The sequence below is a fragment of the Prochlorococcus sp. MIT 1223 genome (assembly GCF_034092465.1).
GTDB lineage: Bacteria > Cyanobacteriota > Cyanobacteriia > PCC-6307 > Cyanobiaceae > AG-402-N21.
Genome location: NZ_CP139303.1, coordinates 793153 through 813495, shown reverse-complemented (window position 1 = coordinate 813495; position 20343 = coordinate 793153). Strand labels below are relative to the sequence as shown.

General features: G+C 38.5%; 21 protein-coding genes. 12 read left to right on the top strand and 9 right to left on the bottom strand.

Features of this window, described 5'->3' with window-relative positions; translation table 11 throughout:
- The first annotated feature begins 48 nt into the window (after positions 1-48).
- Complete coding sequence (cobI, locus tag SOI85_RS04340) at positions 49-804, top strand: precorrin-2 C(20)-methyltransferase (RefSeq protein ID WP_320665006.1); 756 nt, start codon at positions 49-51, stop codon at positions 802-804.
- Between the two features lie 3 nt (positions 805-807).
- On the opposite strand, the gene dusB is transcribed toward cobI, so the two are convergent.
- Together dusB and SOI85_RS04330 are read right to left on the bottom strand one after the other, a co-directional pair.
- A complete protein-coding gene (gene dusB, locus SOI85_RS04335) occupies positions 808-1803 on the bottom strand; it encodes a tRNA dihydrouridine synthase DusB (RefSeq protein ID WP_320665005.1) in 996 nt (331 codons plus the stop codon).
- A 28-nt stretch (positions 1804-1831) separates the two neighbouring features.
- Positions 1832-2041 (bottom strand): hypothetical protein, encoded by a 210-nt coding sequence (locus SOI85_RS04330; protein WP_320665004.1) that lies wholly within the window; start codon positions 2039-2041, stop codon positions 1832-1834.
- A 95-nt stretch (positions 2042-2136) separates the two neighbouring features.
- On the opposite strand from SOI85_RS04330, the gene der reads away from it, so the two are divergent.
- The 6 genes from der to proC all read left to right on the top strand — a co-directional run bounded on the left by der (position 2137) and on the right by proC (position 6935).
- Positions 2137-3507, top strand: coding sequence for a ribosome biogenesis GTPase Der (gene der, locus SOI85_RS04325; RefSeq protein ID WP_320665003.1), 1371 nt, complete (start codon positions 2137-2139; stop codon positions 3505-3507).
- Between the two features lie 3 nt (positions 3508-3510).
- The gene (locus SOI85_RS04320) at positions 3511-4386 is read left to right on the top strand and encodes an energy-coupling factor transporter transmembrane component T (RefSeq protein WP_320665002.1); all 876 of its coding nucleotides are present in this window, start codon (positions 3511-3513) and stop codon (positions 4384-4386) included.
- 75 nt (positions 4387-4461) lie between these two features.
- On the top strand, positions 4462-4728 hold the full coding sequence (locus SOI85_RS04315) for a PipX family protein (RefSeq protein WP_320665001.1): 267 nt from the start codon (positions 4462-4464) through the stop codon (positions 4726-4728).
- Between the two features lie 3 nt (positions 4729-4731).
- Complete coding sequence (locus tag SOI85_RS04310) at positions 4732-5373, top strand: YggS family pyridoxal phosphate-dependent enzyme (RefSeq protein WP_320665000.1); 642 nt, start codon at positions 4732-4734, stop codon at positions 5371-5373.
- Positions 5374-5532: 159 nt separating this feature from the next.
- Complete coding sequence (locus tag SOI85_RS04305; RefSeq protein ID WP_320664999.1) at positions 5533-6111, top strand: cell division protein SepF; 579 nt, start codon at positions 5533-5535, stop codon at positions 6109-6111.
- Between the two features lie 5 nt (positions 6112-6116).
- Positions 6117-6935 carry a pyrroline-5-carboxylate reductase gene (proC, locus tag SOI85_RS04300; RefSeq protein WP_320664998.1) on the top strand — a complete coding sequence of 273 codons (819 nt, stop codon included), beginning with the start codon at positions 6117-6119 and terminating at the stop codon, positions 6933-6935.
- Here proC and SOI85_RS04295 read toward each other — a convergent pair.
- From SOI85_RS04295 to hpf, 4 genes are all read right to left on the bottom strand, one after another.
- Positions 6838-8112 (bottom strand): glycosyltransferase family 4 protein, encoded by a 1275-nt coding sequence (locus SOI85_RS04295; RefSeq protein WP_320664997.1) that lies wholly within the window; start codon positions 8110-8112, stop codon positions 6838-6840. The two genes, proC and SOI85_RS04295, sit on opposite strands and share 98 nt — an antisense overlap.
- Positions 8113-8435: 323 nt before the next feature.
- Positions 8436-9242: a DNA repair protein RecO gene (recO, locus tag SOI85_RS04290; RefSeq protein ID WP_320664996.1), complete on the bottom strand. Its 807-nt coding sequence runs from the start codon at positions 9240-9242 to the stop codon at positions 8436-8438.
- A complete protein-coding gene (gene deoC / locus SOI85_RS04285; RefSeq protein WP_320664995.1) occupies positions 9239-9934 on the bottom strand; it encodes a deoxyribose-phosphate aldolase in 696 nt (231 codons plus the stop codon). Before deoC ends, recO begins: the two co-directional genes overlap by 4 nt.
- A 17-nt stretch (positions 9935-9951) precedes the next feature.
- A complete protein-coding gene (gene hpf / locus SOI85_RS04280) occupies positions 9952-10539 on the bottom strand; it encodes a ribosome hibernation-promoting factor, HPF/YfiA family (protein ID WP_320664994.1) in 588 nt (195 codons plus the stop codon).
- On the opposite strand from hpf, the gene lipB reads away from it, so the two are divergent.
- The 5 genes from lipB (at position 10522) to queA (ending at position 16569) form a co-directional block, all read left to right on the top strand.
- Positions 10522-11241 carry a lipoyl(octanoyl) transferase LipB gene (gene lipB, locus SOI85_RS04275; protein ID WP_320664993.1) on the top strand — a complete coding sequence of 240 codons (720 nt, stop codon included), beginning with the start codon at positions 10522-10524 and terminating at the stop codon, positions 11239-11241. The genes hpf and lipB overlap by 18 nt on opposite strands.
- Before the next feature lie 68 nt (positions 11242-11309).
- Positions 11310-13298, top strand: coding sequence for an AMP-binding protein (locus tag SOI85_RS04270; protein ID WP_320664992.1), 1989 nt, complete (start codon positions 11310-11312; stop codon positions 13296-13298).
- A gap of 73 nt (positions 13299-13371) precedes the next feature.
- The gene (locus tag SOI85_RS04265; RefSeq protein WP_320664991.1) at positions 13372-13827 is read left to right on the top strand and encodes a YlqD family protein; all 456 of its coding nucleotides are present in this window, start codon (positions 13372-13374) and stop codon (positions 13825-13827) included.
- A gap of 159 nt (positions 13828-13986) precedes the next feature.
- On the top strand, positions 13987-15390 hold the full coding sequence (locus SOI85_RS04260; protein WP_320664990.1) for a dihydrolipoamide acetyltransferase family protein: 1404 nt from the start codon (positions 13987-13989) through the stop codon (positions 15388-15390).
- Between the two features lie 57 nt (positions 15391-15447).
- Positions 15448-16569, top strand: a complete 1122-nt coding sequence (queA, locus tag SOI85_RS04255) for a tRNA preQ1(34) S-adenosylmethionine ribosyltransferase-isomerase QueA (protein ID WP_320664989.1) — start codon at positions 15448-15450, stop codon at positions 16567-16569.
- Here queA and cysK read toward each other — a convergent pair.
- From cysK to SOI85_RS04240, 3 genes are all read right to left on the bottom strand, one after another.
- Complete coding sequence (cysK, locus tag SOI85_RS04250; RefSeq protein ID WP_320664988.1) at positions 16566-17552, bottom strand: cysteine synthase A; 987 nt, start codon at positions 17550-17552, stop codon at positions 16566-16568. The two genes, queA and cysK, sit on opposite strands and share 4 nt — an antisense overlap.
- 88 nt (positions 17553-17640) lie before the next feature.
- Positions 17641-19110: a PLP-dependent transferase gene (locus SOI85_RS04245; protein ID WP_320664987.1), complete on the bottom strand. Its 1470-nt coding sequence runs from the start codon at positions 19108-19110 to the stop codon at positions 17641-17643.
- Entirely contained in the window at positions 19107-20276 is a 1170-nt protein-coding gene (locus SOI85_RS04240) for a trans-sulfuration enzyme family protein (RefSeq protein WP_320664986.1), read from the bottom strand. The genes SOI85_RS04245 and SOI85_RS04240 overlap by 4 nt, the downstream gene beginning before the upstream one ends.
- Positions 20277-20343: the final 67 nt, after the last annotated feature.

Genomic DNA, 20343 nt, shown 5'->3' with positions numbered 1-20343 from the left:
ATAGCTAAATTACTGTTATCTAAATCTTTAGATTTTTGGAGCATTTAATTGTCATCATATACAAAAGGCCAATTAACAATAGTGGGCTTAGGTCCAGGTGACCCCTCTTTACTTACACTGGCGGCGGTAAAAGCTATTAAAGAAGCATCTGTTGTGGCTTTCCCAGTATCTGCTACTGGTGGAGAAAGCTTGGCGTTAAAGATTGCGTCAGATTGGATTACAACAGGACAGAAGAAAATACCTCTTACTTTTCCGATGGTTGCTGATGTTGAGTTAAGAAAGATAGCCTGGAGTTTATCTAGTGATCAATTAGCGAAGGAAGTAAGTAAAGGTGAGCAGGTGGTTTTTTTATGTCAGGGAGATTCTTCTTTATTTGCGACTAGCTCCTACTTATTATTGGCGCTCAAATTTAATTACCCTAACTGCCCTGTAAACATTATTCCCGGGATAAATTCTTTTTCAGCAGCAGCAGCAGTCAGTCAACTTCCTTTAGGGTTTCAACAAGAGCAATTATTGATAGTGCCTATACCTAGTAAAAAAGAGACTCTAGAAACTTTATTGCGAGAGGTGGTAGAGAAACGAAGAATTCTTGTTTTACTCAAGCTCGGTCAAAAATGGATTTGGGTTAGACCTTTACTTGATGAAATGAATCTTTTGGAGGATTCCGTCTTTGCCCAAAGGATAGGTTTTGATGATCAAAAAGTGATGAAAGCAAGAGATGTTCCTCAAAGCGAGTGTCCTTATTTCTCTTTATTGATTATTCGACAGACTTGGCCAGATGTTTTGCCTGAAGCTTATTTATAAAAATCAATCTAAAGTTTTTATTTTTTCTTTAATTAGTGATATTGCTTTTTTGGATGAATTTGCTTTTAAAAGATCTTTCCTGAACTCTTTAGAACCCTCGAAATCTTTGCATGTCCAATTCAAATGTTTGCGGGCAATCAAAAGCCCATGTTCACCTTTGCTTTGCAAAAGACTTTCTAAATGCTCAAGAGCAATCTCGAGTCTCATTTTTGTAGTTGGTTCATTGAATGTTTTGTCAGACTTAAGAAAAGAATCAATTTGTCCAACAAACCAAGGTGTTCCTAAACTTCCGCGCCCGATCATGACACCATCTGCGCCAGTTATTTTCAAGCATTTACGTGCATCTTCCAGGGTGCTTATATCTCCATTAGCTATTATTGGAATTGATAATCTTTTTTTTATTTCTGCAATTGCAACCCAGTTGGATTTGCCTGAAAAGCCCTCTTGTCTTGTCCTACCATGAAAAGTAAGGAGTTGAGCCCCAGCGTCTTGAAGATGCAGAGCTAAGCCAATAGGATCATATGATTTATTGCACCATCCAAGACGAGTTTTTACCGTAACAGGAATTTTGACGGCATTTGAGATTTCACTAATAATTTCTGCAGCCAAATCTAAATCTCTGAGGAGCCCGCTCCCTCCACCTTTTTTAGTTATTTTTTTCACGGGACACCCCATATTTATGTCAATTAAATATGCGCCGGCTTCTTCTGCTCTCTTTGCTGCCTCAATCATTGGTTTGATACGGAAATCAAAAAGTTGAACGCCTACTGGTCCTTTTTCCTTAGAAAGCTCTTTAATCTTTTCTCTTCCGTAACCCAGCTCTAAGCTATTAGCATTTACCATTTCCGTGAACAGTAAAGCCTCCGGGGCCCATTTCCTAACTAATTTCCGGAAAATTTGATCGCTTATTCCAGCCAAAGGTGATTGTAAAACTATAGATTTAAGAATTCTTTGAGTACCTCTGCCTGGAAGGTGTATTTCATTAAGAGTACGGTTCATTCTCTTTCATGTATTTCTTGAAAGAGCTTTAAAGATCTTTGCATAACAAGATTGTGGGGTTGTTCTCATTAACTCCTTTCGTAATACAGATAAGATCTAAACTAGTCTTAATTGCAATTGGCAATTGAGCAATTGCAATTAAGGCTATAGCCGCTCCTACCCATGGCGCATGAATACTAAAATCCCTTGTTTTATCAATGGATTTTCTTCTAAATGGACCTTCTGATTTTTTATGCATTGTTTTCAGAAATTCTTATTTCCTGAAACCAGTATGCAGAATCATTCACCCAATTGGTCTATAAAGGATTAATACTCTTATGTAGGGGAATAGATTTGATGCGTCCTGTTGTCGCAATAATTGGTCGCCCTAACGTTGGAAAATCGACGTTAGTTAATCGTTTGTGCCGCAGTCGTGAAGCTATTGTTCATGATATCCCAGGTGTTACAAGGGATAGAATTTATCAAGATGGATACTGGGGAGATAGAGAGTTTAAGGTTGTCGATACGGGGGGACTTTTATTTGATGATGACAGTGAGTTCTTACCAGAGATTAGAGAACAGGTTGATTTAGCCTTAACCGAAGCAGTTGTTGCACTAGTAATTGTTGATGGGCAACAAGGAATTACTTCAGCGGATGAATCGATTGCTGAATGGCTAAGATCTCATCCTTGCCAAACGTTGGTGGCAGTTAATAAATGTGAATCTCCTGAGCAAGGATTATCAATGGCCGCGGAATTCTGGAAACTTGGATTGGGTGAACCTTATCCAATTTCAGCAATTCATGGGGTTGGGACAGGTGAATTACTTGATCGAGTTATATCCCTTCTCCCTGTAGCTCAAGAAGGTTTTGAACAAGAAGAACCTATTGAATTAGCAATTGTAGGCAGACCTAATGTAGGGAAGTCGAGTCTCTTGAATTCAATATGTGGATCATCACGTTCGATTGTTAGTCCCATTAGCGGAACAACTAGAGATTCTGTTGATGCAAGTTTGTTTAAAAATGATAAATTATGGAAAGTAATTGATACAGCAGGAATACGTAGAAGGAAAAGTGTTAATTATGGACCCGAATTCTTTGGGATCAATAGGAGTTTAAAAGCAATAGAACGAAGTGATATTTGTATTTTAGTAATAGATGCTTTGGATGGCGTGACTGAACAAGACCAGCGCTTGGCTGGCAAAATCGAGAAAGATGGGAGAGCTTGTGTCTTAGTCGTAAATAAATGGGATGCTGTTGAAAAAGATAGTCACACGATGACAAAGATGGAAAAAGAGCTTCGAGCAAAACTTTATTTCCTTGATTGGGCAAATATGTTATTTACTTCTGCTCTGACAGGCCAAAGAGTAGAAGGAATCTTTGCTGTTGCGGCATTGGCGATAGAGCAACATCGTCGAAGAGTAAGTACTTCAGTTGTTAATGAGGTGCTCAAGGAGGCTACTAGTTGGAGAAGTCCTCCAACTAGTAGGGGTGGAAGACAAGGACGTCTTTATTATGGAACACAAGTCGCGACTAGCCCTCCTAGTTTTACTCTTTTTGTAAATGATCCAAAACTATTTGGGGAAACATATCGTAGATATGTTGAAAGACACTTGAGAGAAGGATTAGGCTTCGAAGGTACCCCTTTGAGATTATTTTGGAGGGGTAAGCCTCAAAGAGATGCGGAGAAGGACTTGGCTAAACAAAAAATAGAATCTTCTCCTTGATTTATGGATTGGTTACGCAAGGTCCCAATAGGTCAATATGTATCTGGAGAAAAGGGGTGGTTACGTTTAATAGACCCACGAATGAAAATCGTTTGGGTTTTATTCTTTTTGTTAAGTCCTATTCTTGCTCCTGTCTCTTGGCGAATGGGATTAGTATTAGCGCTTTTATTTATAACTTTTGTCAGTGGCCTACCTCGTCGAATTTGGATTAAACCACTTGTTTTTTTAGTTCTATTGGCTTCATTTATAGGCATATTTGCAATCCTTCTACCAACAGGTGAACCATCATCGGTGATACCAATTAGAGACCCTCAAGAATTAGAAGTTCTCATCCCTGATAGCCCTAGTTGGCAGATAAAAATAGGCCCTTTGTTGATTAACAGACGCTCTGCACAATTGGGATTGAATAGCTCAACGTTAATTTTCACAGTGGTTCATAGCGTGAATTTAATGTTGATAACTTCAACTCCTGAAGATCTTGTTTGGTCATTGAATTGGTTTCTCACTCCTTTAGAGCGATTAGGTTTCCCTTCGGAGAAAATTAGCTTTCAAATGCTTTTGGCTTTAAGATTTATTCCTCTAATTCAAGAAGAATTTCAAAACCTTTTGAGATCTTTGTCGACAAGAGCAGTTAACTTTAAGAAGCTTGGGGTGAAATCATCTTTTGGAATCTTATTGTCTGTAGGTGAACGCTTGCTATCAAATATTCTTTTAAGATCTCAACAAGGTGCAGATGCTCTTGTTGCAAGAAATGGTAATTTTCTCCCCTCGAAGTATTTCAGACCAAAAAGATCAATAGTTAAGATTTCAGGTATCAATCTATTCTCAGCACTTGCTTTTGGAGTGGGATTGATATTAAGAAGTCAAATAGGCAATTAATGATAAAAAACATTTCCAGTGTTATTTGACTACGTAAAGATGTAAGGTTTTGGTTAATGAATTATTTTTCAGACATTGAATGCTGAGCGATATCTAAATCATCCTACTTTTGGGATGCTTTATTTGGTTTCTCCTGCTGGGCAAGGAAGAGATGTATATGCAACTTTATATGCCCAAAAAATGTTTTTTCTAGTTACTCTTCAACCAAGAGGAGCTCAGTTTGAAGTTATTCCATATATGGATGCAAGACATCATGCTGAAGTGAATATCTCAAAATGTAGAAGAGATAGGTCAATTGAACTTGAGTCTTGGCAAAAATTATTTAAACAAACTTTTATTTAACTAGTGAGTTTTGCTGATCGACTAAATCAAATTAAAAGGCTTTTGCCTCCAAAGGTTGGCTTACTTGCTGTCAGTAAAGGTCATCCTGATTCAATCATTCGAATTTTTGCAGAGCATGGCCAATTTGACTTTGGCGAGAGTCGGCTTCAAGAAGCTTTACCTAAAATTAAAAACTTATCTGATATCAATAAGATCAGATGGCATTTTGTAGGTCACCTGCAGTCCAATAAAGTCAGGTCCGTAGTACAACATTTTGATGTAATTCATTCTGTCCATTCATTAGAGCTGGCAGAAAGAATTGCAAGAATCTCTAAAGAAGAAAATCGATTTCCTCAAATAATGCTTCAAGTCAAGTTTAGAGAAGACCCAGCAAAGGTTGGATTTTCAGTTGAAGATCTTCTGGTCTCTTGGAAAAAATTATCAAATTCACCTAATCTTGAAATCTGCGGATTAATGACAATCACCCCTTTTGACCTTGACTTAGAAGGGAGAAAAAAACTGTATTGTGAGTGTAGGGAATTAGCGAATTCACTTAAATTAAAAGATTGCTCAATGGGAATGAGTCAAGACTGGAGACAAGCGGTAGAAGCTGGATCTACTTTGGTGCGCGTTGGTTCGTTTTTGTTTGGAGATCGTGTTAAATAATTCAATATTCTTCGAGATATCAAAAAAAGTAATTAAAAACCTTGCCCCAGACTTAAAGGAACGTTATTTAAGTATGAGGATTATGTCTTTTTTAGAAGATCTTCCTTTAATTGGGATTAATCCCAACTTAATTCACAATTTCTCGTGAGGAATTAACAGGTGTCGCTTATTTCCCGTCTTCGTGCTGTCGTTGCTGGTGACGACTATTTAGATAGTGATTTTGATGAGCTCGATTACGAAACAGGAGATGAGTTTGATTCTGGGAATAGGAACCCGAGAGATTATGGTAAGCAGGTTGCTCCTCTAGCTCATTCGAATCCTTTTTCCTCAAAAGACAATTCAGCATCTTCTAATGTGATTGGTATGCCAGGTATTTCTTCTACAAGTTCTGAAGTTAATCTCATGGAACCAAGAAGTTTTGATGAGATGCCAAGAGCAATCCAAGCTTTGAGAGAAAGGAAGACAGTCATACTTAATTTAACAATGATGGAGCCTGATCAAGCTCAAAGAGCAGTTGATTTTGTTGCAGGTGGCACTTTTGCAATTGATGGTCATCAAGAGCGAGTTGGTGAGAGTATCTTTTTATTCGCCCCAAGCTGTGTCAACGTTACCAACTCTTTTCAAGAAGAAGCCTCTCCTTCCACAGTCGTAAATAAGGATAATGAATCATCGTTATCTAAAGAAGTCGTTCCGGCCCCTGAGCCGGCTTGGGGAGATTCTCTGGCAGCGGCTCTCTAATTTAAGTGCTTTTATCTCTTGGCGTAATTGGGTTTGGTCGGATGGCTCAAGCTCTTCTTACCCCTTTAATAGAAAATGGTGATTTTAAGCCTGATAGTGTTTTAGCTGTTGTAGGTCAACAAAAAAGTGTGGAGGTCGCTTTAGAGGATTTTCCTAAAGAATTAAAAGTTGTCGCATCGTCAGATCCTATAGCTAAAGAAGTTTGGACTGCACCAGTTCAATTGTTGGCAATTAAGCCGCAGCAACTAAATGAAATTAAACTTCCAACGATTAATACACATAGCTCTGGAAAACCTTTATTGATTTCTTTGCTTGCTGGCATCACTTTAAGAAGACTTCAGGAATCTTTCCCAAAACATAGTTGTGTCCGAGCTGTTCCTAATACTCCAGTATTGGCCAAAGCAGGCCTCACTGGCTTGGCGTGGGGAAAAGAAGTTACGATGGAACAGAAAACATTAGTCAGAAATATCTTTACTCCGATTAGTGAGGTTTTTGAATTACCTGAGAAACAATTAGATGCTTTCTTAGCATTAACTTCTTCAGGCCCAGCATATGTTGCTTTGATGATAGAAGCCTTAGCAGATGGAGCCGTTGCTGCTGGGCTGCCACGTCAAAGAGCTAATTATTTAGCTAATAGAACTTTAGCTGGAACTGCTTTATTGCTAAATGAGCAAAAAATACATCCAAGCGAGTTAAGAGAAATGGTCGCTTCACCTGGTGGAACAACTATTGCTGCTCTAAGACATCTTGAAATGGCAGGCGTGCGATCTGCTTTGATAGAGGCTGTTGTTGTCGCTGCTGAGAGAAGTCGTGAATTGGCTTGAGGGAGTTCCCTTCTTTTCTTTTTAGAAGTTTTTTATAAAGTTCTTCTAGAACATCGATATTTTGTTTGAGAGTATATCTTTCAAGAATCCTTAACCTTGCACGTCTACCTAACTCTGTAGTTAGAACAGGTTGATCTTTAAGTACTGGAATAAGAGTGCGTAATTGAGCCGTTACATTGTCAGTGCTCATGATTATTCCTGCGCCATCTTCAAGAACTTCTCCATCTGCTCCTGCATCAGTCGCAATACATGCAGTACCAGTTGCCATTGCTTCAAGTAAAGCTATTGAAAGGCCTTCAACTAGGCTGGGGAGTAAAAATACTTCGGCACATTGAAGTAGTGCTATTTTTGTTTCTAAATCTGATTCGTACCCCCACCAAAGGACATCATCATCATCATTTGCCAGAAAATTATTTTCTAAGGTTGGTCGAAGTGGACCATCTCCCACAATTACAAGCCGACAGTTCTTTGTTTCTATTTGACGCCATGCTCTAAGAAGGGCTTCAACATTTTTTTCTGAAGCAATTCTTCCCATATAAAGAAAGATACGGCTATTCCCTATGCGCTCTTTTACTTTGCGTTGAACATATGTTTCATTATTTGCGTCTTTAGGTAGCCATAAGTCTGGGTCTACTCCATTGGGAATTACTTCAATTCGAGTTTCTTTTACACCTAGTTTGGCGAGCACCTCTGCTTGCATTTCAGAGAAAACAATCACTTTGTGATACTTCGCTAACGATGGCGCATAAAGTTGATAGGTCAGCTGTTGTGTGCTCGCAGTTAAGCTCCTCATCCCTGAATCAAAGGCAGGGTGGAATGTTGCTATTACTGGAACATGAAGTTGGTGGCAAAGCTCAGGTAATCTGAAATCCAGTGGAGACAAAGTAAGGCTTGCATGTATTAGGTCAGGTTTAAGTCTTTCAAGAGATTCTCTTAGTTCTCTTTGTGCTCGCGGAGAAGGAATTGTATAAACCTGAGATTTAATGAGATAAGGAAGACTTACATCTGGATCATTTGCTAGTAAAGAAGTTTGCTTGTTATTTGGGTTACTTGGATTGTCAAAGTGAATAAAACTTGTTTTATGACCTCTTTCCCTAAGCGCCTTTGTGGTGCTTAGGCCGTAGCTAACATTTCCGCAGAATGGCGTTTTCTTGCCCAGCCAGGCGATATGCGCCACTAGCTGTAGGATGCAAATTATATATGTAAATTAGCAGCCTATTAGTGGTTTTTCTAGAAAATTTTCTAATTATGTTTGCTTAGGCAAAATCTTAAGGTCGATAATCAGAGATTTAATTGCATAAGAGAGAGATGTCTATATAAATATTCATTCAGTTTTCAAATACAAAGAATCTTGTCCAGCTAATTTTTTTGAAGCATCTTGCTGCTTACCTTTCACCTTTTCTTAGGCTAAAGCCTTCATGTTTCGATTCAACGTAATTTGAACTTAAATCTTTTATACTTTATCTACTTCTAGTAGCTATATTAATCATTGAAACTTTATTATTTATTAGTGTCTACATCTTGATGAGAAGTAAGAATCTCTTTTAGCATTTTTAGTGAACGAACTCTATAGGGCAGGTGATTATTTGTCCATCCTTCTATGACGCTTAATAGCTTTAACCAAACTTCTTTGGGTCCCATTATCTCTCCATTTTTTTTTCTAGGAAGATCGGGATGAAGAAGTCTTTGAAGTAGGGCTAATTCAGATGGGTTTAATTGAATTAAAGCATTTGGGACTGACCCGATGATAAAACCTTCGTCTGGCATGAAACTACATCTCCATTCCCAATTTCCGATGGGTGGCACTAGCTCCCTGCCGGTTTGAGAGCAGACTTGAATAGGTAAAGAATAACCACCTAAAGCAAGTAGGTGAGCACAAGACTGGACACAATTGGCCAAAATTAATATATCTTTTTGATGGCTATAACTTATTTCTTCTAGACGTTCGAGATGAATTAAGACTGTGCTTAGAAAATTTGCCTGAGGATCATTATTGGCTATTAACAATAGACATAGTTCGCTCAGGACTTGTGCTGCAGCTAAGGTCTCTAATTGTTTTCCTAAATTACTAAAACTTTTGATAATTTTCATTTGTCTGACTCTTTTAAGCCCTCTTTTTCCGACTACCTGTAGCTCTAGAAATGTCAGAGGTGCTGCTGCGGCAAGACTGCTTTTGGGTTTCCGTGCTCCAGGAATTGCTAAGCGTGTGATGCCTTCTGAATCGCTTAGGAAAGTTAGTAATCTATCGTTTTCACCAAGTGGACTAACTTTTAGGGAGAGACCTTTGAGGTATTCAGATGAAGTCAATCTTTATGTCCCCTCCTTATCTCTTGCATTAATTCCATCCCAAAACTAGTGCCTATTTGAGTTGCTCCTGCTTGCAGGACTTCTGTTGCATGAGAAAGAGTTTTTATTCCCCCAACTGCTTTGAGCTCACATTGCCCTTTAACTAGCTTGGACATTTCTTTGATTATTTCTTTGGAAATTGGTTGCCCAAATCCGTTTCCGCTTATCACCCCAGATACCCCAGCATCTATAGACGCTGAAATAGCTAATGATAACTTTTCCTTTGATAGATAATTACTATCAAGAATAGCTCTTACAGGAAGTCCTATCTCACATATCTCTGCAAGCTCTTCGGCAAACTTATTTGCTTCTCCTTGCTGTAAAGCAAAGAAATTTGGAACAACATCTAATTCATTGGCGCCTTGATTAGCAGCCCATTCTGCTTCTTGTTTTTTTAAGTCTCCAGGGATGTTTCCAAAAGGGAAAGCTATAACTGCAATTAACTTTGCTTGATGCTTTGCTCCCATAAATATTTTTGCTTTTTCTAATCGAATTAAATTTGTACATAATCCTGAAAAATCAAAATGCTTAGTGGCATTGCAAATTTGAGAAAGAGCTTCTTCTGAAAGATGCGGGCCTAAAGCGGCTTGATGTATTAGTTGAGCAAGCTCTGAGGTCTCGATTTGATTATATTGATCAGGATTGTTAATCATTTCAAGAGAAGAAATAATTAGTCCTTGGCTTGTATAACTCCATAGCCTCCATGATTCCTTTTGTAGATTACTTGTAACTCTTTGCTATCTTTATCTCTGAACAAGTAGAAATCGTGATCAATTAAATCAAGCTGATGTCTCGCGTCTTCAATACTCATTGGCCTCATTGAAAAATACTTTCTTCTGATGCCAGGATTAGGAAGATAAGGTTCTTTCCCTTTTGTCAGTGAATCATTAATAGAATTGTCAACGAAAATATCTTCTGTCTCAGAATTATTAGAGTCCTTATTACTATTATTTGGATGATGATGATTATGTCTTTCTTTATACTTTCTTAGCTGTCGCGATAATTTGCTTGCTACCAAATCGATACTTGCGTATAAATTTTCGCTTCGTTCTTGGGCCCTGATGACAGTTCCATTCGCAAAAACCGTCACTTCAGCAATTTGTTGTGGAACTCTTGGGTTCCTTGCTACAGAAAGATGAACATCAGCTTCCTGTACTATTTCTTCAAAATGATGTGTAGCTTTTTCAATTTTTAATTGTGTGTATTCACGCAGTGCAGGTGTTAGTTCAAGATTTCGCCCATGAATAAGCAGCTTCATTTAATGCCTCCGGCGCCAGGTAATACTGGAAGAGTAGATACTAATTATGTAACAGAGAACGGTTCGTCTGCTTGCATTTTTGAGCCAAAAGGCTTAGTCCAATTTGAGACAGCCTGGGACTGGCAGAGGGAATGGAGGGGCAGGCTTCTTCGGGATCCTCAAGCTCCGCAGGCGATTTGGCTATTAGAACACTCTTCTTGTTACACCCTTGGGAGAGGATCAAGTCAAGAGAATCTTCTTTTCAACATTGAGTCCTCACCTTCAGAATTGTTCCGCATTGATCGTGGAGGAGAGGTTACTCATCATTTATCAGGACAGTTGGTCGTTTATTTGGTAATTGACCTTCATCGATATAAAACTGATTTAGCATGGTATCTACGGCAGCTTGAGGAGGTTCTAATGGATGTACTCAAAGCTCTAAATCTTACGGGGGTGAGAGTTCCGGGATTAACAGGTGTTTGGTGCAATAACTTTAAGATTGCTTCAATTGGAATAGGCTGTCGTCGCTGGGTTACTCAGCATGGAATTGCTCTCAATGTCAATTGTGACTTAAATGGATTCAAAAAAATATTACCTTGTGGCCTAAACAGTGATTTGGTTGGAAAGCTTGATTACTGGATTCCAGGGATTACCGTTAATGAAGTTAAGCCTTTAATAAAAAAATGTTTAATGGACCGTTTTAAATTTGAGTATTTGAATTAATTCAATTTTTAGATTTCTATGGATTTATTTGGGTAATAGTTTTAATTATTAAAAAGCAGAATTTAAGTATGAATTTAAAAAAAATGCGCTATTTAAGCAATGATTTGATTTTTGCTGAATCGAAATGGCGTCCTACAAAACAAGAGAAAAGAGCAAGATTATTACATGATTATGTGGAAAATCTTGAGCGTGTTGATCAAATGTGGCCATGGTTAAAGGCCCATTATGGAAATGTTTTAGCTGTAGATGCGCCTCATGCATCCCCTCCTGAAAGATTTAATTACTCAGAACTTTCAGATCTGATTAGTGCAGCAGCAGCAGGAATCTCCAGTTTTGGTATTGGAAACGGTGATGTAGTAGCAATTTTTTCAGAAAACAGCCCGCGTTGGCTTGTTATTGATCAGGGAATAATGCGTGTAAATGCTATAGATGCTGTTCGCGGTGCATCTGCTCCAATTGAAGAGCTTAGATACATACTGGAAGATTCAAAAGCAATTGGACTTGTCATTCAATCTGCAGACTTATTGCATAAACTGGAGCTTTCCGAAGAAGAACAAAGAAGATTTAAGTTTGTTTTACAACTTGAAGGTGAAGCGACAAGTTGTGCGACTTCCTGGGAGGACTTTCTACAGAAAGGTCTTAATAAGTCATTGAATACTTCAACTAATCAAATAGCAAATCAAATTTTAGTTGAAAATACTGACACTGCTATAGCAACAATCCTATATACATCTGGCACCACAGGGAAGCCAAAAGGTGTGCCTTTAAGTCATGCAAATCTCTTGCATCAAATCAGATCACTTGCTTGTGTCGCTGATCCCTCCCCTGGAGCTCCTGTCTTAAGTGTTTTACCTATTTGGCATTCCTATGAAAGGAGCGCTGAGTATTACTTTTTCTCTTGTGCATGTTCGCAGAGTTATACAACAATTAAAAAATTAAAATTTGATTTACCTAGGGTTCGACCAATTGTTATGGCTACTGTCCCAAGGCTTTGGGAAGCAATAAAAATTGGTTTTGACGATGCAGTTAAATTAATGCCTGCAAATAAGCAAAAATTAATTAAAGCAGCTCTTAAAAATAGCTCTGCTTATAAAGTTGCATTAAGAAAAACCAGAAATTTATTAATCTATAAGGTGAGTCTTTTAAAAAGATTTCAGGCAGTTTTGGAAGTTGTTTTTAGATTCCCACTACATAAAATCTCAGCTTTGTTCTTATGGCCTAAGGTCTTGAATCAGCTTTGCGGAGGAAGATTACTTTTCCCTATAAGTGGTGGTGGTGCAATAGCTCCTCATGTAGATCTTTTTTTTGAGTCCATAGGACTGGAACTATTAGTTGGTTATGGCCTTACAGAGACTAGTCCAGTAGTGAGCTGTAGAAGGCCATGGAGAAATATAAGAGGATCTGCAGGTCTTCCATTGCCAGAAACAGAATTTCGAATCATAGATCAAGAAACAAAAGTATTGAAGAATCTTTATGAGAAGGGTTTGGTTCTAGTTAAGGGGCCTCAAGTGATGAAGGGATATTTACGTCGTCCTCAAGAGACTCAAAAAGTTCTAGATGCAGAAGGATGGTTTAACACTGGGGATTTAGGAATGCTATTAAGTGATGGATCTTTAGTCCTTACGGGCAGATGCAAAGACACGATTGTTTTAAGCAATGGAGAAAATATTGAGCCCGGTCCCCTTGAGGAGTGCTTGGTAGCAAGCCCATTAATTGAACAGGTAATGATGGTTGGTCAAGATGAGAGACAGCTAGGCTTATTGGTTGTTCCCAACAATGAGATGGTTTTAAATTGGGCTAAGAAAAATGGATTATTTACATCAGGAAATTTGCTGGGATCTTCAGGTAATAAAGAATTGAGAACTTTGTTTAGGAGTGAAATTAATAGAATTCTTTCAGCTCGTGTAGGTTCTCGCTCTGAAGAAAGAGTCTTTGGAGTGGGATTTGTTGAGCCATTTACAATTGAAAATGGCCTTTTAACTCAGACTCTCAAGCAAAGACGGGATAAGATTTACGAGCGAGATGAATCTGTGATTTCAATGATTTATGAGAGATAATTTGTTGAAGCGAGAAATTTAGTTGACCTAATCCTCTTTCACTGAGATTCTTGTAACTCAGACAATAAATAAAATGTCAGAAGGTAAAACCATTTCCATTAAACGTTCAATAACAGTTAGAGCTGTTGTTACTCCTTCTTGGAAAGAAGAGGCAGAAAAAGAAATCAGTAGTGCTATCTCTTCTACTGATGAGCAATTAGCGCAGTTAGAGAAAGAGGGACAACAGGTTATTAGTGATGTTCGTAATCAAAGTGCCAATCCTTTGGACCCCAGAGTTCAAGAACAGGTTTCTCAAATTCAGCAACAAGTAGCAGCCAAGAGAGCGGAATTAGAAGAACAAAAGAGAAATTTGCTCCAACAGCAATCACAAGTTAGAGAGCTTGAGATGGAGCAGATCGTGGAACAGGGACAAATGGAAAGCTTCTTTGATTTAAAGGTTGGTGACAATTTGGTAGAAAAAATGGGGGTATCTATTCTTGTCAGAGACGGTGTCGTAGAAGCAATTGATGGAGTAAATGATCACTCTTAACAACTCTTACTTTATTAATTCATAAATAAATTAATGTTGGAGAGTTTTGAATAGGGAATTAACATTCATAAAGTTATCCCAATTAACTATCTTCATTAATTGAAGACAAGTTTCAAAAGGCCTAACAAAATTCACTAAACCTCTTGTAAAGACAAGATAATGGCGACACACGACATCTTTATGCCTGCACTTAGCTCCACTATGACTGAGGGCAAAATTGTTGAATGGCTTAAAGAGCCTGGAGACAAAGTAGGTCGTGGCGAATCGGTATTAGTTGTTGAATCCGATAAGGCTGATATGGATGTAGAAGCATTCCAAGAAGGCTACTTGGGTGCAATACTTATGCCTGCCGGGAGTTCAGCACCTGTTGGTGAAACGATTGGCTTGATAGTAGAAAATAAAGATGAAATTATTGAAGTTCAACAAAAGAGTTCCTCTTTATCAAGCCAAGAAAGTGAGAAACCAACTTTAACTACTTCGAAAGAAAATTCTCCTGAAGAAATAAAGCAGCAATCTGAACCACATATAAAACCTTCAATTAAAGAAAAAAAGTCAATAGTTACTGAAACAAAAGAACCTGATTTTATAAATGTTGGTCGTATAGTTGCTTCTCCAAGAGCAAAAAAACTCGCTTCTCAATTAGGCGTTGATTTGTCTGTAGTAAAAGGTACTGGGCCTCATGGACGTATTCAAGCTGATGATGTTCAACGGACTAAAGGTCAACCAATTAGTGTCCCTTGGATTGCCGAAAGTGATGCGCCAGCTCACAGTTCAATATCAGAGGCTCAACCCTCTGCAACAACAGTTCGAGAAGTAAAGGCCACAGAATCTCTTGCTAAACCCAAAGGTTCTCGAGATCAGGAGCTCTCAGGCAATAGTTTTGGATCACCAGGAGAGACTGTTCCCTTTAATACTTTGCAGCAGGCCGTAAATAGAAATATGGAGGCCAGCTTGGCGTTCCCTTGTTTTAGAGTGGGATACACAATAAATACGGATAAACTTGAGTCTTTTTATAAGGAAGTCAAGCCTGATGGGGTTACTATGACTGCTTTGTTGGCAAAAGCAGTAGGGAAAACATTAGCAAAACACCCACAGGTCAATGCCGCAACGAGCTCTGGGGGAATTGCCTATCCCTCCCAAGTTAATGTGGCGGTTGCTGTTGCGATGGAGGAGGGAGGCCTAATTACACCAGTCCTGAAAAATGCTGATAAAACTAATCTTTTTGAATTGTCACGTCAGTGGTCAGATTTAGTTAAGCGTTCAAGAAGTAAACAACTTCAACCAGATGAATACAGTACAGGTACTTTTACACTCTCAAATCTAGGTATGTTTGGGGTGGATAGGTTTGATGCAATTCTCCCCCCTGGTACTGGGGGAATTCTTGCAGTAGCAGCCTCACGCCCAAACGTCATCGCTGGTAAGGATGGCTCAATTATGGTTAAACGGCAAATGCAGGTAAATCTAACCGCGGATCATAGGGTTATCTATGGTGCAGATGGAGCTTCTTTTTTAAAGGACCTTGCTCTTTTGATAGAAGAATCTCCTGAGTCTCTTGGAGCCTGAATGTGATGAAATTTATTTGCAATTAATTGTCGTTTAAAAATTTTGTAAATTGATCGCTTGTCTCCTGTTGTGTTAGACCCTAAGGATTTCTCATTAAGCTCTTACGACTATGAGTTAGATCCTAACTTGATTGCTCAAAAGCCTTTAGAACCTCGTCATGAGGCGAGATTGATGCTTGTGTCTGAAGAAGGACAAGATGATGAGGTGTCTACTCATCATAAAGTTTGGGATATTCAAAACGAATTAAAGGAGGGTGATTTATTGGTTTTAAATGACACGCGTGTTCTCAAAGCAAGATTAAGAGTTGTCTTATCTTCAGGAAGGGAAGTTGAGGTATTAATTCTTGAACCGTTGAATAATGGATGCTGGCTATGTCTTGCAAAACCAGCAAAATCTATGAAGCCAGGGGACCATGTACTTTTAGTGGCGGAAGGAAAACAGTCAATACAACTAGAGGTTATTAGCCTTCACTCAGACACAGGTGGTCGAATAATTAAATTCCCAGAAAAGTATTGCGATAGGAAAAATATTCAAAATTTATTGGAAGATTATGGAGAAGTTCCTTTACCTCCATATATTAAAAGCAGTAATTCAAATGATATAGAGAGATATCAAACACGTTATGCGCAAAATCCAGGAGCTGTTGCTGCTCCTACGGCGGGACTTCATTTAAGCGATGAGTTGCTAAAAGCCTTGATCAATAAAGGTATTCAATCAGTGAAAATTACTCTTCATGTGGGGATTGGAACTTTTAGACCATTGAAAAATGAAGATCTAAATGATTTGACTTTACATAGTGAGTGGGTTGAGGTTAAAGAAGAGGTGGTAAAGGCAATCAAAGATTGCCATTCAAAAGGTAGGCGTGTCTTTGCAGTTGGAACAACTTGTGTTCGAGCTTTAGAGAGTGCTTATCAATTAGGTGGTGGAAACCTTAAGCCTATAAACACAAAAGTAAGTCTAGTTATTAAGCCAGGGTATCAATTTGGTGTCGTTGATGGTTTGTTGACAAACTTTCATCTGCCTCGAAGCTCATTACTCTTACTTGTGTCTGCTTTTATTGGTAGGAAACGATTGCTGACTCTTTATAGAAAAGCTATTCGGAGTCAGTTTCGTTTTTTCTCTTATGGAGATGCAATGTTAATTAAACCTGAGGCAGTATCTACCTCAGTGCGCTCTTAGGCTTTATTTGGTTGCTCAATAATTCCAGTTGGAACATTTTCAAACATGATTGAGGATAGATAGCGTTCCGCAAGATCTGGAAGTACAACTACAATTGTTTTTCCAGCAAATTCATCTTTTTCTGCTAGGCGTATCGCAGCTGTTGCCGCGGCTCCACAGGAGATACCTACCAGGAGACCTTCTTCTTTTGTTAAACGAAGTGCCATATTTATAGATTCTTCATTGCTAACTTGTTCAACCTTGTCAACAATTGATAAGTCGAGATTCTTGGGGATAAAACCTGCTCCAATACCCTGGATTTTATGTGGCCCTGGTTTTACTTCTTCTCCGTTCAAGGTCTGTGTTATTACTGGACTATGACTCGGCTCAACAGCGACAGAAATAATATTTTTCCCTTTCTCTTGTTTTATGTATCTAGATATACCTGTAATAGTTCCACCTGTTCCTACCCCTGAGACAAGAACATCTATTTGACCATCAGTATCTTCCCAAATTTCTGGACCAGTAGTTTTGAAATGGATCTCGGGATTGGCGGGATTATCAAATTGACCAGGCATAAAATATTTCTTTGGATTGCTATCAGCGATTTCTTTTGCTTTAGCAATAGCCCCTGGCATTCCCTTTGCAGCTTCAGTAAGAATTAATTCTGCTCCCAGAACTGCCATCACTCTTCTGCGTTCCAGAGACATAGATTCTGGCATTGTCAGAATTAGTTTGTAGCCTCTTGCTGCCGCGGTAAATGCAAGGGCAATACCAGTATTGCCAGAAGTGGGCTCTACGATGGTTTGAGTTTTGGAAAGTAACCCTTTCTTTTCAGCATCCCAGATCATATTTGCGCCAATCCTACATTTAACGCTATAGGCAGGATTGCGTCCTTCGATCTTTGCTAATACAGTTGCTTTTGCATTCTTAGTAACTGAATTGAGCTTCACTAAAGGTGTTTTACCAATAGCAAAACTGTTGTCTTCGTAAATTCTTCCCATGTTGAAAATGAATTTTTATTCACTAGCTAAAATTTAGTCTGCTTAGAGGAAATGAGCTCGTTTGATAATGTTTATCTCTTTTTTTAAATTATGATTCCAAAGCATTTTTAAATCTAGCCCAAAGAGACCTTGGCTCTTCTAGTCCCACTGAAACCCTTAAAAGATGAGATGGAACACCGCATCTCTCTGCCCAATCTAATTCTTCATAGTGGGCCAAAAGTACATATGGACAAGCAAGAGTAAATTTTGTTCCAAGACTTGGTCCTTTACATACTCTTAATGAGTTATAAAAATGCTGAGCTTTTGAAAGACCTTCTACAAGTTCAAAAGAAAGGAGACATCCATATCCTGCGTCTGCCCTCATAATTTTTTTGAAGTTTTGACAATACTCAGGATGAAGGACTCTTGCTACCTGAGGATGTTGTTCCAATTTTCTTTTTAATGAAAGACATGCTTGGTTAAGACGTGGAATGCGGACCTTGATATCTCGGCTACTTTCTTCAAGTGCAATTGCATCAGCATCTGATAATGGGGCCAATGCATTTTGAGGTACCATTTCAGAAAGCTCTTTCCTCCATCTAGATTGAGGACTAATTGTTAAAGATCCTGCAAGAATATCTCCTCTACCAGCAAAACTTTTTGTTAGCGAACTAAAAATTAAATCCGCATAAGGTAGTGGGTCAATATTTAATGCTGAGCCAATTGTGTCATCGGCAACTACTAAAGCTCCATTCTCGTGGGCTAATTTACTAATGGCAGGAAGATCGATGCATTGAAGCATGGGATTGCTAGGTAATTCAACAATCACAGCGGCTGGTTTTCTGATTCTTAATTCTTTTGCTAATACCTCTAGATTTGTGTTTATGAAAAGCTCACTACCACCAAAAATTTCTTGAGGCAACTTAAGAACATCAACATAAGGAAAACCTACTTGAATGAATGTTTTTTTAGGGTGTATTGCTTTTATTGCTCCTAATGCGGTTGATAGAGCACTCATGCCAGATGGATGAAGATCAATAAGACTTGGATGACACTTGTAGATATCAGACAATCTTTGAGCCAAAGCAATTCTTGCATTTTCCCCTTGTTTTTTTGAAGGTGAATGTTCTTGCTTTAATGCGATAGCTGCTTGGCGAGAGGATGCTCCAAGTCCAGTATGTTGCCAAAAAGCTTTAGCAAAGGGAGTAGCGTCTTCGTTCGTGATTAGACAATAGAGACCTGAAATTTCTTTAATAATTACTTTGCCATTGATTTTTTTCTCGCAATACAGTTTTGCTTTTTCTGCGACTTTTAAATTAGGGAATGGCCATCCATGACTTTTCTTGAATTCACAGCCATAGATTGCTCTTGAGGCTATTTCTTTTACAAGTGGGTTTAGACCAAATCGTGGATAAATTGCCTTAAGAGATTGCATACAGTTTGCTTCTTTCTCTTCATAATTGATGACGTCTTGCCATCTGGGTAGCGCTACAGATACAGCATGTGGACTGTTAGGAATAGCTTTACCTAATTCACTTGCGCTCCAGCAAGGGTCAATTAGAAGATTACGTTGTCTCAATTTAATTGATTTAGTGCTTGGTTGAGGTCTGTTTTCAGATCGTCCAAGTCTTCACATCCTACAGAAAATCGTACTAGCGATTCGTTAATTCCTAAACTGGTTTTGGTTTCTTCCTTAACAGATGCGTGAGTCATAGTGGCTGGATGGCAAACTAAGCTTTCAATTCCTCCAAGGCTTTCGGCTAATGTGAAGTAATTAAGATTTTTGCAGACTGAATATGTTTGAGAAAGGTTTGCTTTAAGACTGACTGTGATAATTGCCCCACCTCCATTCATCTGCTTAATTGCAATTTTGTGTTGAGGGTGATCTGCTCTTAAAGGGTACCTAACCCATTCTATGGAGGGATGTTCTGAAAGAAAATCTGCTATGGCACTTGCATTTTTAATTTGCTTTTCAAGTCGTAAGGGCAATGTTTTAATTCCACGAGTAATTAACCAACAATCAAATGGGGAAGGCTGTAAGCCAAGAGATTTTTGTGCAAATAGCATTCGGTCATGCCATTCGGAATTATTTGTGCAGATGGCTCCTCCTAGAGCGTCTGAGTGACCATTGATGTACTTGGTGGTGCTTGTTAGTGATAACGTTGCTCCTAAATCAAGTGGTCTTTGAATTAAGGCTGTTGAGAAAGTATTGTCTACAACAATAGGAATATTTTTGCTCTTTGCTTTACCACAAACTTCATGCAAATCTATTATTTTAAGGAGTGGATTTGTTGGACTTTCAAGCCATATCATTGCGGGATTAAGGTTGCTGATTTCATTGAGAGACAAAGGGTCAGTGAAGTCCAACCATGCAGTCCTTAATCCAAATTTTTGAAAAACTTTATCGAATAATCTGACTGTGCACCCATAAAGATTTTCTTCACATAGTATAAGGTCTCCTGTTTTCATTGTTGAAGCAATTGCTGTTATTGCACTCACTCCAGATCCAAAAACACTTGCATACTTACAATCTTCAAGAGATGAGAGGACTGATTCTAAAATCCTGAAGTTAGGATTGCCAGAACGGGTGTAGTCAAATCCTCCTTCATTCCCATGAGCAAAGGTTGAACTTGGATATATTGGTGGCATTACAGTTCCAGTTCCCTTAGCAAAAGTATCGCCATGGTGAATAACTCGTGTACTTACTCTAGGGTTTAGATGGTTTTTGCTTTTTTCCTTTGACACCGCTTGTTTATAAGTTGATAATCTTAAGAATATATAATTAAAGGCAAAAGTTACTATAAATAAAAGA

Bases quoted from the DNA above. Each gene is read 5' to 3' on its own strand.
- deoC (WP_320664995.1), bottom strand. From the start codon at position 9,934: ATGATTAACAATCCTGATCAATATAATCAAATCGAGACCTCAGAGCTT.
- lipB (WP_320664993.1), top strand. From the start codon at position 10,522: ATGAATAAGCAGCTTCATTTAATGCCTCCGGCGCCAGGTAATACTGGA.
- hpf (WP_320664994.1), bottom strand. From the start codon at position 10,539: ATGAAGCTGCTTATTCATGGGCGAAATCTTGAACTAACACCTGCACTG.
- SOI85_RS04260 (WP_320664990.1), top strand. From the start codon at position 13,987: ATGGCGACACACGACATCTTTATGCCTGCACTTAGCTCCACTATGACT.
- SOI85_RS04270 (WP_320664992.1), top strand. From the start codon at position 11,310: ATGAATTTAAAAAAAATGCGCTATTTAAGCAATGATTTGATTTTTGCT.
- dusB (WP_320665005.1), bottom strand. From the start codon at position 1,803: ATGAACCGTACTCTTAATGAAATACACCTTCCAGGCAGAGGTACTCAA.
- cysK (WP_320664988.1), bottom strand. From the start codon at position 17,552: ATGGGAAGAATTTACGAAGACAACAGTTTTGCTATTGGTAAAACACCT.
- SOI85_RS04320 (WP_320665002.1), top strand. From the start codon at position 3,511: ATGGATTGGTTACGCAAGGTCCCAATAGGTCAATATGTATCTGGAGAA.
- SOI85_RS04330 (WP_320665004.1), bottom strand. From the start codon at position 2,041: ATGCATAAAAAATCAGAAGGTCCATTTAGAAGAAAATCCATTGATAAA.
- SOI85_RS04265 (WP_320664991.1), top strand. From the start codon at position 13,372: ATGTCAGAAGGTAAAACCATTTCCATTAAACGTTCAATAACAGTTAGA.